This window comes from Sphingomonas tagetis (assembly GCF_024211275.1).
GTDB classification, from domain to species: domain Bacteria; phylum Pseudomonadota; class Alphaproteobacteria; order Sphingomonadales; family Sphingomonadaceae; genus Sphingomonas; species Sphingomonas tagetis.
The window spans coordinates 47,530-58,868 of the sequence record NZ_JAMLDX010000020.1 but is presented as its reverse complement, the minus strand read 5'-3'; the positions used below and the strand labels follow the sequence as shown (position 1 = coordinate 58,868).

Annotated in this window: 11 protein-coding genes; 3 read left to right on the top strand and 8 right to left on the bottom strand. The window is 61.9% G+C overall.

What is annotated here, in order from left to right:
- Positions 1-49: 49 nt before the first annotated feature.
- Positions 50-403 (bottom strand): DoxX family protein, encoded by a 354-nt coding sequence (locus tag M9978_RS19440; RefSeq protein ID WP_254296166.1) that lies wholly within the window; start codon positions 401-403, stop codon positions 50-52.
- 140 nt (positions 404-543) lie between these two features.
- Between M9978_RS19440 and M9978_RS19435 the strand changes: the two genes are divergently transcribed.
- Positions 544-1,653 (top strand): alcohol dehydrogenase catalytic domain-containing protein, encoded by a 1,110-nt coding sequence (locus tag M9978_RS19435; RefSeq protein ID WP_254296164.1) that lies wholly within the window; start codon positions 544-546, stop codon positions 1,651-1,653.
- Between the two features lie 105 nt (positions 1,654-1,758).
- Here the strand turns inward: M9978_RS19435 and M9978_RS19430 are convergent, their stop codons facing one another.
- The 5 genes from M9978_RS19430 to M9978_RS19410 all read right to left on the bottom strand — a co-directional run bounded on the left by M9978_RS19430 (position 1,759) and on the right by M9978_RS19410 (position 8,253).
- A complete protein-coding gene (locus M9978_RS19430) occupies positions 1,759-2,697 on the bottom strand; it encodes an aldo/keto reductase (RefSeq protein WP_302054122.1) in 939 nt (312 codons plus the stop codon).
- Positions 2,698-2,702: 5 nt separating this feature from the next.
- Entirely contained in the window at positions 2,703-4,049 is a 1,347-nt protein-coding gene (locus M9978_RS19425; protein WP_254296160.1) for an MFS transporter, read from the bottom strand.
- Positions 4,050-4,074: 25 nt separating this feature from the next.
- Positions 4,075-4,479: a nuclear transport factor 2 family protein gene (locus M9978_RS19420; protein WP_254296157.1), complete on the bottom strand. Its 405-nt coding sequence runs from the start codon at positions 4,477-4,479 to the stop codon at positions 4,075-4,077.
- Positions 4,476-7,376, bottom strand: coding sequence for a TonB-dependent receptor domain-containing protein (locus tag M9978_RS19415; RefSeq protein ID WP_254296155.1), 2,901 nt, complete (start codon positions 7,374-7,376; stop codon positions 4,476-4,478). Before M9978_RS19415 ends, M9978_RS19420 begins: the two co-directional genes overlap by 4 nt.
- Positions 7,377-7,452: 76 nt before the next feature.
- Positions 7,453-8,253, bottom strand: a complete 801-nt coding sequence (locus tag M9978_RS19410; RefSeq protein ID WP_254296153.1) for a hydroxypyruvate isomerase family protein — start codon at positions 8,251-8,253, stop codon at positions 7,453-7,455.
- Between the two features lie 235 nt (positions 8,254-8,488).
- On the opposite strand from M9978_RS19410, the gene M9978_RS19405 reads away from it, so the two are divergent.
- A complete protein-coding gene (locus tag M9978_RS19405; protein WP_254296152.1) occupies positions 8,489-8,791 on the top strand; it encodes a DUF3861 domain-containing protein in 303 nt (100 codons plus the stop codon).
- A 119-nt stretch (positions 8,792-8,910) separates the two neighbouring features.
- On the opposite strand, the gene M9978_RS19400 is transcribed toward M9978_RS19405, so the two are convergent.
- Positions 8,911-10,164: a zinc-binding dehydrogenase gene (locus M9978_RS19400; RefSeq protein ID WP_254296150.1), complete on the bottom strand. Its 1,254-nt coding sequence runs from the start codon at positions 10,162-10,164 to the stop codon at positions 8,911-8,913.
- A 3-nt stretch (positions 10,165-10,167) separates the two neighbouring features.
- On the opposite strand from M9978_RS19400, the gene M9978_RS19395 reads away from it, so the two are divergent.
- On the top strand, positions 10,168-10,791 hold the full coding sequence (locus M9978_RS19395) for a malonic semialdehyde reductase (protein ID WP_254296148.1): 624 nt from the start codon (positions 10,168-10,170) through the stop codon (positions 10,789-10,791).
- A gap of 302 nt (positions 10,792-11,093) precedes the next feature.
- On the opposite strand, the gene M9978_RS19390 is transcribed toward M9978_RS19395, so the two are convergent.
- Positions 11,094-11,336, bottom strand: a complete 243-nt coding sequence (locus M9978_RS19390) for a helix-turn-helix domain-containing protein (RefSeq protein ID WP_367305137.1) — start codon at positions 11,334-11,336, stop codon at positions 11,094-11,096.
- Positions 11,337-11,339: the final 3 nt, after the last annotated feature.

The following is an 11,339-nucleotide window of genomic DNA, read 5'->3' as shown; positions in this document are numbered from 1 at the left end:
ACCGATTGATATCTATAATATTCGGCCCCGATCGTCATCCGCGCGGCGCTCAGACGACTGAGATGACGCAGCAAAGGGCCCAAAAAACGATGTATTCGGGCCCGCCCTTCTGCCACCGCCAGTTGGATCCGTTGATCTTGACGACCGCATACGCCGCGCCGGCGAGAACGATGGCCGCCAGTCCGGCGGCGGCTTTCGGCATGACCCCAAAGACCAGGCCGATCATTGCAAGGGCCTCCATCGCCACCGTCGCATAGAGGAACATCTTGCCAGGTTTGAAGCCCGCCCTTTCGAAGGTCAGATAGGCCAGGTCGGCGTGCATCAGCTTGCCGAGCAGATGGGGGACGAACCAGATGCCGCAAAGCACTCGCAGAGCGATTTGAGGGTCATCGATCCACGGCATCCCGGCTTCCTCTCTTCATGCCTCCACGCACCGATCGCGGTTGACATACCATATGGTATTCCGATAGCACGTGGTATGTCAAGGCCGTGCTTCGCAAGCGACCACGGGTTACGGAAATCATGATGAGAGGTGTCGGAACGATGGCAGAAACGATGCGCGCGGCGCGGCTTCACGAAATCGGCCAGCCCATGAAGCTGGATGTCGTCCGCAAGCCGATCGCGAGCGGGACCGACGTGGTGGTGCAGGTGCAGGGTTGCGGCATGGTCCCGAACCTCGCCAATGTGCTCGCCAACTGGCAGACATGGTATCCGCAGATGCCGCTGCCGCCGCTTCCTGCGATATTCGGGCTCGACCCCGTCGGAATGGTGCATCAGGTCGGCGACAATGTCGTCGGCTACCAGCCCGGCGACTATGTCTATGTGAATCCCGGCCGCGCCTGCCAGGCGTGCCACAGCTGCCTATCGGGCACGCCTCAGAAATGCGGCTATTGGACGCTGGGCGGCTATTTCGGATATAATGAGAACAGCCTCGAAATGTTTCGACTCTACCCCGAGGGTGGATTCTGCGAATTCATGCGCGCGCCGCAAACCGCGCTCGTCAAATTGCCTGACGGGCTGGCGGTCGGTCACGGAACGCGGTTCGGCTATCTCGGCACATCTTACGCCGCCCTCAAGAAGTGCGGGCCCCTTGCCGGCAAGTCGATCATTATCAATGGCGCAACCGGAACCTTGGGGGTCGGCGCCACGATCCTGGCGCTCGCGATGGGCGCCGCGCGAATCTATGCGGTCGCGCGAGGGGAGAAATTACTCTCGCGGCTGGAACAGCTCGCCCCCGGTCGCGTGATCACGCATTCGAACCTCCACGGCCCGGTCGCGGCGTGGGTCAAATCGCAGACGAGCGGCAAGGGGGCCGACTATATGCTCGATACGCTCGGCGCCGTGGCGTCGCTCGATTCGATGAAAGACGCGATGTATGGCGTCAAGCGAGGCGGCCGCATCGTGAACATCGGCGGCACGGCTGGCGACCTTGGGGTCGATGTGAAATGGTGGATGGACGAGCAGATGGAAATGATCGGCTCGGTCTGGTTCACCACCGCCGACGGCATCGAGATGGCCGACATGATCGCTTCGGGAGCCATCGATATTTCGGTTCTGGAGCCGAAGTCCTGGCCGCTCGATTCCATCAACGAAGCGATCAACGGCGTCTCGTCCGGGGACGGCGGCTTTACCAATTATCTCGTGACCATCTGAGAGCTCAGCTCACCAGCCGGCGCTGATCGCGGTCGCCCATAGGGCCGCGGCGGCGCCGGACAGCCCTGCTCGCCCCGTGGTATCGCCGCTGATCCCGGCGCTGAATCAAGCGAACGAGGCGGCGAGCTCGTCGAATGACTGAAGATCGGCTCCGCTCATTTTCCATTCCGCCGCTTCGACATTGGCCACCACTTGCTCGGGTCGCGTGGCGCCGGACAGGACCGATGCGACCTGCGGCATGGCAAGAAGCCATGAGATCGCCAGTTCGAGCAGTTCCCTGTCGCGCGCCGCAGCGAAGCCGTGAAGCGCTTCGACCTTGACCAGATTGGCGTCCTGTAGCGCGTCGGCGCCGCGCTGCCCCCAGTCCGTGAGCCTGCCTGATGCGGGAGGGGGCTCGTTGCGGCGGTATTTTCCGGTCAGCAAGCCCGCGGCGAGCGGGAAATACGGCAGAAAGCCGATGCCCAGGCGATCACAAACGGGGAAATAGCTCTCGCGCGCGCCGCGTTCGAGCAGCGACAGGCCGCTCATGACGGATATGAAGCGGCTGGCGCCAAGCTCGCGCGCGGTCCAATCGGCATCGACGAGACGCCATGGCTCATAACTCGATGCGCCGACATAACGAACCTTGCCAGCGCGCACGAGGTCGTCGAGCGCTCGCAATGTCTCATCGAGCGGTGTCGCAGGATCGGCGCCGTGCTGCTGGTAAAGATCGATATAGTCCGTGCCAAGGCGCCGGAGACTTCGGTCGCAGGCCTCGACGATCCAGCGCCGCGAACCGCCCCGATGCGTCGGATCCTGATCGATCGGCAACCCGAATTTGGTCGCGATCACGACGTCCTTACGGCGGGACCCCAAGGCTGCCCCGAGCATCACTTCGGATTGCGATTTTCCATATACATCGGCCGTGTCGAAGAAATTGATTCCGCACTCGATCGCCTGGCCGACCACGGCGGCGGCGGCGGCGGCGTCCATCCGCGATCCGAAATTATTGCAACCCAGGCCGACCGCGCTGACCAGCAGTCCCGATCTGCCGACGCGGCGCATTTCCATCAGATCGACCCCGTTTCCGGGCCGGCGGCTTCCGGCGCGACATAACGTTCGTGAAGGAACATCGCGCCCGCGCCCAGCAGCATGGGAATTCCAAGCAGCGCGACAATCATCTGCATACCGAGCCCGAGCGCCAGGAGTCCCCCCGCGACGAGACTTCCGACCAGCGCGCCGGCGCGCCCGATGCCCGACATCCAGCTGATCCCCGTGGTGCGGACCTGCGTGGGATACCAGGCGGCCGCATAGGCCGATGAGCCGATCTGCCCGCCCGGAATACAGACGCCGGCAAAGAACACCGCAATCGCGACCGCGATGGGGAACGGCGTGAACAACGCGATGCCGCCAAGCGCAAACGTCGAACCGGCCCAGACAGCGCCCAGCACGCGATTGGGGCGCCGGCGGTCCATCACCATGCCGATCGACAGCGATCCGATGGTGCCGCCGACCTGGAACATGGCGGTGACGACCGCCGCCTTGCTCACCGAATAACCCTCCTGCGTCAGCAGAACCGGCAGCCAGTTGGCGAGGAGATAGGTGCACATCAAGGCCGCAAAGGCGCTCAGCCACAATAGCAGCGTACCGCCCATCGGGCGCGCTTCGAAAAGGGCGCGAAGCGGCCTGCCCTCAGGCACGGCGTCGGGCTGCGGAACCCAGCCCGCCTTCAATGCCGCCGGCGCTATCCGGCCCAGAATATGGCCGATCGACTTGTGACCCGGCCGGCGCGCCACCAGAAATTGCAGCGATTCCGGAAGCAGCGCCCAGCAAAGCGCGCCGACCAGGATCGCCAGGCCGCCGCCGGTCAACAAGACGGCGCGCCACCCCAGTACGGGCAACATCCAGGCCGCGATAAAGCCGACCGACGCCGACCCGATCGTGAACCCGCAGAACATGGCCGTGATCAGCGACGAACGTTTTCGGTGCGGCGCATATTCAGCCGTCAGCGCGATCGCGCAGGGCAGTACGCCGCCAAAACATATGCCGGCAAGGAAGCGGACGGCGAGGATGGCCTCGAAGCTCTGCAACGTTCCCAGGAGCATCGTGAGGCCGCCATAAATGAACGTGGCGACCAGCATGACACGCGTGCGTCCGAAGATATCGGCGGCAGGCCCGAGTATGCTCGTTCCGGTGATCGCGCCCAGCAGGCCAGCGGTGATCAGGATCGCGATCGAATGCGGACCCAGACCGAACTCGGCCTTGATCGCCGGAGCGACGAAACCGATTACGGCGGTATCGAACCCATCAACCGCAACGAGCACGAAGCAGAGGATATAGACGAGATATTGCTGGCGCGAGATCGCGCTCTCGTTGACGAGATCGCTCACGAACCGGAGCTTCGAGAAATCCTGCATTCCAGCTCCTTCCTATCTTACAGCGTCAAGCAGCGGGCAGCGGCGGCCGCGTATATTGTTCATACGCCTTGGTCCACTGACCGCGGTCGCAGGCCCAGAGTTCGAGCATCATGGCGCGGTGCTCCGACGGCTCGCCGTCACGCACCCGCATGATCGGACTACAGCGCGACAGGACGGCAATGACGCCATCAAGCTTGCGGAATTCGACGATCTCGCGCCGCATCGAATCATAGCGAGTCGTGTTTTCGAACCAGTCGAACCATTCCTCGCGCCCCTTCGGCGTGCCGGCGGGCGTGACTTGAAGGAAGCTCTCCGGGAGCAGCCTTCGCATCAATTCGGAATCCCGCGCTTCGAGACCGCGGTCATGGCCGTGGATGACCGCGACCAAATCCGCCGGCAACCCGCGGCCGTCGGTCGGCGCGGCGGTCACAGCTTGAACCTCAAGCCCGCCGTGAACGTCTGACCGATCGTGTCGAAGAGTATCGCATTGGTGGGGAACGCATTCGGGCTGACGGCGACCGGCGGATCGACGTTGAACAGATTGTTCACGCTTCCGAACAGCTCGAGCGAGCGGCCCTTTCCGTCGGACTCGATGATCTTGTAGGAGGCCGACAAGTTCACATAGGTTCGCGAAGCCACCCGGTTGATATTGATGTTCTGCGGCGTGCCGAGCGCATCGAGCTTGCCGCTGCTGACGAACCGCGCTTCGGCGCTGACGCTCAGCCGGTTGCTGTCGTAGGACAGGATGCCGGTTCCAGACCAGCGCGGGAACCCGCCCGGACGCCGGCCGCCCGTGTCGCCCGCCAGATCGATCTTGACGAGGCCGTCGTCCTGCGAGGCTTCCGCGGTGTAGGTTCCGATCGCGCGGAGGCCCAGCGTTCCGGGGAGCGAGGTCGAAATCTGGCTGAGTGGGCGGCGATAGGCCAGCTCGAAATCGACACCGCGATTGCGCAGCCCGTTCAGGTTCTCGAACAGCTGGTCGATCGACACCAGCCGGCCGGTGCTGTCGCGGATTACGCGCGAACAGAGGTCGGTCGCGCCACCCACGCAGCGGCCGATGATGTCAGCCGGCGCCAGCGTGGTGATGGCGCCCTTGATGTGGATATCGAAATAATCGACCGATAGCTGGAAGCCGGGCAGAAACGTTGGTGAAATCACGACGCCGAGCGTCAAGGTATCGGCAAATTCCGGCTTCAACGTCGCATTGCCGCCGGTGTTGATCTGCGTGGGCACCGACTGGTTGGTAGCCGGGTCGAGAACGGTTTGCAGCGTGCCCTGCAACGGCGAGAAAAGTTCGTTGAGATTTGGCGCGCGGATATCCCGCGAGCGTGTGGCGCGGAAGCGAACCCCCTCGAACGGGACATAGGTCAGGCCCGCCTTCCAGCTCGTGACGCCGCCGCTGAGGCTATAGTCGGTATAGCGGACCGCGCCGTTGAATTCGAGCGATTTGGCCCAGGATGTATCGGACGCGATCGGAGCGATCGTCTCGACGAACACTTCTTTCACTGTCGACACGCCGCTGATCGGCTGGAAGTTGAGCAGATCATAGCCCTTGACGAGCGAAATCGCATCCACCGTCGACTGCGCGCTTTCCCGGCGATATTCGGCGCCAAAGGCGACCGAAACCGGCCCGCCCCAGATCGAGAAGGGTTCGCCCTGCACGGTGAAGGCCGCGGCATCCTGTTTATATTTGAGCGTGTTCACGCCATTGTCGGACACATAATCGGCCGCTGCGAGCGAGCGCGAATAGGGCCCGAAAATGTTGAACGGAACGCAGCCCGCCGCAGCATTGCGGACGGCCGCGTCCGCACTCAACGTTGCCCGGCAAACGATCTGGCCGTTGGCCGGGTTCACCACCGCATCGATCGCGCGGCTCCAATTGTCGCGGATGCGCAGTCCGATGCGCTGAACGTTGCGCGATTCGCCATGCTGATAATAGGCGTCGTATTTCCAGCTGCCGCCGAGCCTGCCCTCGATACTGACAAGTCCGCGGTGCAGCGTCGTTTCACCCGAAATAGGCGCGCCTGACAGCGAATTGTCGGGGAACAGATCGAGCGATCGGCGCCCGACCGTAATGGTGTTGGCATTCGCCGCGACCATCGCCGCGCGCGTTGACGCAGGCAGGAAGGCATTGTCGCGCTGAATGATCAGCGCATTGTCCTGCGCCTGTCCGCTGACCGATGTCAGGGTCGAATGGCCGAAGGAATATTCCGCGGCGATTTTGGTGTCGGACCCGATGTCGAACGTCGAACGGGCGGTAAGCGCGTAACGTTCGATGGGAACCTGGAGAAGCACCAGTCGCTGCGTGTTCATGCCGCTTCCGCCCACCATGAAGGTGGGGCCGACCACACTCCCGAACACGAACGGCGCAGGCACGCCGCCCTCAAGGAACTGCGTTCCCGCCAGTGCGGCGGGCGCCCGGATCAGACCGCCAAAGGCCTGATTGGAGTTTCGCACGCCAGATGCAAGCAGACGGGTCGGCAATCCGTTGGCCGCGGTCGCTGCCGGATTGGGAATGATGTTCCAGTCGAGGCGGCCCCAGTCACGGCTGCCCAGCGGCTTGCCGCCGTCATTGTCGACATATTGGCCACCGATCATGAAGCTGCCGCGATCGTCCGCAAAGCGCGTGCCCCACAACAGGCCGACATTAAGCTCCTTGTTGTCGCCATAGGCCGACTCTCCGGCCGAAACGACACCCTGGAGCCCTTTGACGTCGCGCTTGTAGATGAGGTTGACAACGCCCGCGACGGCGTCGGAGCCGTAGGCCGCCGAGGCGCCCCCGGTGACCACGTCGATGCGCTCGACCATGATCGTGGGGATCAGGTTAAGATCGACCTGCCCCGTAATGCTGCTGGGGGCATAGCGCTGTCCGTTGACGAGGGTCAGCGTGCGCGTGACGCCGAGACCGCGCAGGTCAAGGTAATTCGCGCCGACCGTCTGCGATACCGTGGTCACGGACGGTTTGGTCGAAGCGCGAAACGCGGGCAAGCGATTGAGAAGATCCGCCGGATTGGTGACCGTAGCGCGCTCGAGGTCCTGGGCGCCGACGACCGTGGTCGGTGTCGGAGCCGTGAACCCGCCACGCGCGATTCGCGATCCGGTGACGATGATGTCGTCCCCGACGACCTGTTCGGCTTCCTGCGCCTGAACGGACTGGGCGTCGGCAGGCTGCCCTACCCCGGCCGCGCTCGCAACCGACGCCTCGACATCCTGGGCATGGGCCGGCGCTGCCGCGAGGCACGCCAAAAGCAGCCCGAGTCCGCTCGATGAGGCAAGCGCGGCCGACCTCATGGTCGCCCCGCCGTTGATGGCTGTGTTGGTCCGCATGTCATCCTCTCCCATCGCGGTCACGACTGAGCGTGTCCCCTGTTTGTCGTGTACAAGTCCGCCTAAACGGACCCATTCAGTGTATTTGAGCGCCCGTTGGCGGGCGCTCGAACGCCTGACGCCAGGCGAGGCCTTCGGCCGTATCTCCGGCGGGGCGGTACTCGAGACCGACCCAGCCCTCGTATCCGCCCTCATCCAGCGCGTCGAAAATCGTCCGAAAGTCGATGGCGCCGGTGCCGGGCTCACCCTTGCCCGGAACATCGGCGATCTGGACATGAAACAGCGACCGCCCGGCACGCTCGATCAGCTCGATCAGCGGTTCGTCCGTCATCGCCATGTGGTAGATATCCAGGATCACGCCGACGTTCGGCTCGCCGATCTCCGCCACAAGATCGAGCGCTTGGTGTGCGCTCGAAACAAAATAGCCTGGCCTGTCTACCGGGTTGATGGCTTCGATGCCGACCGCAACTCCCTTGGCCGCGCAAGCGCCAGCGGCGTAGCGCAGATTGTCGATATAGTTGGCCTCGACTTCCGCGAGGGCGACATCTGTCGGCGCCATCCCCCCCAGGCAGTGGAGCAGGGGCCGACCTAGCAGCCGGCCATAGCGCAGCGCTTCATCGATGCTTTCTTCGAACGCCTTTTTGTGGCGGGGGTCACAGGCGAGTCCGCGCGCATTGAGATGTTCGCCCGAAGGCGAATTCATCACAGCGACGGTCAGCCCATGGAGATCGAGTTGCCGGGCAAGAAAATTCGGGTCATGATCATATGGCAAAGCGAGTTCGATCGCATCGAACCCGTTTTTCGCCGCAAGCTCGAACCGCTCTGCAAACGGGACTTCGGTGAAGAGATGCAGTAGATTTGCATCGAACTTCGGCATGACCCAACCTCATCTCTCCAACGGAACCCGGCTGGTTGCCGATCTTGTCCCGGGACAGTCGCTTCAAACGACTTTGTAGAGGTTGAAATGCTCGCATCCGTCAGGCTTGGACAATGAATTATGCTTAGCCCCATAGCCGCTGGTTATTTCAAATTCCGATCGGTATGTGAAATCGCATTTTGTACGCCGCTTTATGATTCGCCCGGATCGCAAGGCAGGCGGAGGAGCTTGGACAATGCCGTATCGATATCGCGTTAGCCTGGAAGAAACCGACAACGGGGATACAGAAAAAAGGCGCCTCGTCTTCGACACCGTGAATCATGACGACATCTTCAGCGTCATCGACCGGATTGCGGCAAAATCGGTTCTGCCGGCTGACGAAACCGCTGAGTTCGCGGTCGGCCTGAAGCTGTTCGGTGAAATCATGCTGCGCCATCGCGGAGACCCGCTGTTCCAAGAACTGCTCGGCCAGGTCGGCGCGTTCATCAGGAAGCTCAAGGCGCTGGAAGATAGAAGTCCGGCAGATGCGGAAGCTTAACCCGCGAACGGCGCTCACCCATCACGCGAGCGCCCTTGAGAACCCGCCAGCGGCGCAAGTCTCGGCCTGACACCCCGACGCGATGCGGCCAGCCCGAATCGCGTTATCCGGGCACCCCCTCAGGGAGTCATTACGATCTTGCCGATGACATCTCCCGCGTCGAACCGTCGATGGGCGTAAACGACGTCTTCCAGCGGCAGTTCGATTCCGATCGTCGGCTTGATCGTGCCGGCCGCGAGCATCGCGATCAGCTCAGCCGTCAAACCCCGCAAGACCGTCAGATCGTGATCGAACGTGTGCGAGCTGAAGACACGCAGTGCGATGCTCTTGGTCGAAAGCTCGCGCATTGTATGAAACACGTCTTCTTTCGGTACGGGCGTGAAGCTGTTGAACGCGACGGCGGTGCCGAAGTCGGCGAGCATTTTCAGTACGTCGATGAAACCGTCCCCGATAATATGGTCGAATGCGACGTCGACCCCGCTATTGCCCGTGAATTCCATCACGCGGTCCAACACTCGTTCCTCACGATAGTTGATCACGCGATCCAGCCCTTTTGACAGCGCATATGCCGCTTTGTCGTCGGAACTGACGGTTCCGATGACCTGCAGGCCGCGCGCCTTTGCGAGCTCGACCAGGGCGGCGCCGATCGTACCCGCGGCGCCGTTGACGAAAATCGACCTGGTGCGCGCCGTAACCGTCAGGGACAGCATCGCATGGGCAACGAAATAGCTCGGCAAAACGACGGCTTGCTTGAGATCCACGGACGGTGGAAGCACATGAACGGCCGCCGCCGGAACCGCGCGAAATTCCGAATAGCATCCGCCGCGAACGGACAGCTCGCGCGAGGATAGCAGGACAGGATCTCCGACGCTGACGGTCGTCACATCGGAGCCCAGTTCGACGATCACCCCGGTCATTTCATTGCCGGGATTTGCAGGAAGCGGAGGCCCCCATTTATATACTCCGCGGCGGATCAGCGCGTCGGGACCACTCACGGCCATCGCATGGGTCCTGATCAGAACTTCGCCGCGTGCCGGTATCGGGCGCGCCTCTTCGACAAGCGTCATCACCTCAGGGCCACCCGCCACTTCCAGTATGGCACTGCGCATGTGTCGCTCCTCTAGATCACAGGCCGTCGAATGCGTAGCTGGTCGGGCTGCATCCGGACGGCGTCGACCGGAGCCCATATCGGCTTCGGCCAGCCCGATGAAATGAAAGGCGTTCATCGGCATAACCTCCGCACCGCAGGCGCTCGCATCACCCGTCACACACGCATATTGACAGGTCCCGCGTTCAGCGAACTGCCGGCAATTGCCTTCATAACCATAAACCGAATTCATAAGTTTTATGGAAGCCGCGGCGCCATAGCGCATCCCATGAGCAGCATCGAACGTGATCGGATCGCCAACAGCCGACTGCAAACGGCGAGCATCGCCCAACTTTTCACCGAGGCCCGGAGTTACAATCGCTGGCAAGACAGCTTTCTGGATGACGCTGCGATCAGAGAAATCTACGAAGCGGCGGCCTTTGCCCCAACATCGGCAAATGGTTCTCCGGGCCGATTTGTATGGGTTCGAAGTAAAGAGGAAAAAGAGCGGCTGGCTGGCTTCGTGAAGGCTGGGAATGAAATCAAGATACTACAGGCGGCCGCGACAGTCATTGTCGCCTATGATCCTCACTTCTACCTGAACTTTCCCCGGCTCATGCCCCATGCGGCCGGACGGCTCATCGCGATGTTTCAGAGCGACCCGGTAGAGGCACGCGAAACCGCCTTCCGGAACAGTTCGCTTCAAGGCGCATATCTCATCATGGCGGCCCGAGCCCTCGGAATAGACTGCGGCCCAATGTCAGGGTTTAATCACGATCTAGTGAACGGGCACTATTTTGCCGGTACCGACGTGTGCGCTAACTTCCTCTGCTGCCTTGGAATGGGCTCCGTTGAAGAACTTTATCCTCGCGGAGCTCGGTTGACCTTCGACGAAGTGAACATTGTCATTTGATGTTGACGAGCGTGGTGGAGATCATAGCATGCGGCAGTGGACCTAGCCAAGTGCCGTCAGACCAAATTGTACCCGCTCCTAGCAGCTATCGTTTAGACGTCGGGCCGACCGCCATGCTACAAACGGCCTCCTAGCGATTCACTCCGAAGAACGGTTATACTCCTGTCAACTGCCTCCAAACAGAGGAGTACTATTACCAAAATATATCTCTTGGCTTTGCGGATTAAGCTACACTTCCGTCTATCAACCGTCAGACGCACTAATCGTTGGGCTATTGGTATTGCCGCACCTTGCCGGGCTCCTTACCGCCTGTTGCGCTCCATCAGTCGTTGCAGACTCTCCACCGTAATCAGCGTCGCCGTCCCGATCTTCACCCTGTCTATCTCGCCCCGCGCGATCAGCTGGTAAAGTTTGGATCGCCCGATCCCGGTCATCTTGATCGCAACAGGGATGCGCACGGTGATCGGCGAGATCGCCTCGTCTGGCGCCGTAGCCGACCGCTCCTCGTCGAGTTGCATCTGCCGGCTCAGTAACTTCCAGTCCATAGG

What these genes read in the sequence shown, in the direction of transcription:
- M9978_RS19440 (WP_254296166.1), bottom strand. Translation starts at nt 403, where the DNA reads ATGCCGTGGATCGATGACCCTCAAATCGCTCTGCGAGTGCTTTGCGGC.
- M9978_RS19435 (WP_254296164.1), top strand. Translation starts at nt 544, where the DNA reads ATGGCAGAAACGATGCGCGCGGCGCGGCTTCACGAAATCGGCCAGCCC.
- M9978_RS19430 (WP_302054122.1), bottom strand. Translation starts at nt 2,697, where the DNA reads ATGCGCCGCGTCGGCAGATCGGGACTGCTGGTCAGCGCGGTCGGCCTG.
- M9978_RS19425 (WP_254296160.1), bottom strand. Translation starts at nt 4,049, where the DNA reads ATGCAGGATTTCTCGAAGCTCCGGTTCGTGAGCGATCTCGTCAACGAG.
- M9978_RS19415 (WP_254296155.1), bottom strand. Translation starts at nt 7,376, where the DNA reads ATGCGGACCAACACAGCCATCAACGGCGGGGCGACCATGAGGTCGGCC.
- M9978_RS19410 (WP_254296153.1), bottom strand. Translation starts at nt 8,253, where the DNA reads ATGCCGAAGTTCGATGCAAATCTACTGCATCTCTTCACCGAAGTCCCG.
- M9978_RS19405 (WP_254296152.1), top strand. Translation starts at nt 8,489, where the DNA reads ATGCCGTATCGATATCGCGTTAGCCTGGAAGAAACCGACAACGGGGAT.
- M9978_RS19400 (WP_254296150.1), bottom strand. Translation starts at nt 10,164, where the DNA reads ATGCGCTATGGCGCCGCGGCTTCCATAAAACTTATGAATTCGGTTTAT.
- M9978_RS19395 (WP_254296148.1), top strand. Translation starts at nt 10,168, where the DNA reads ATGAGCAGCATCGAACGTGATCGGATCGCCAACAGCCGACTGCAAACG.
- M9978_RS19390 (WP_367305137.1), bottom strand. Translation starts at nt 11,336, where the DNA reads ATGGACTGGAAGTTACTGAGCCGGCAGATGCAACTCGACGAGGAGCGG.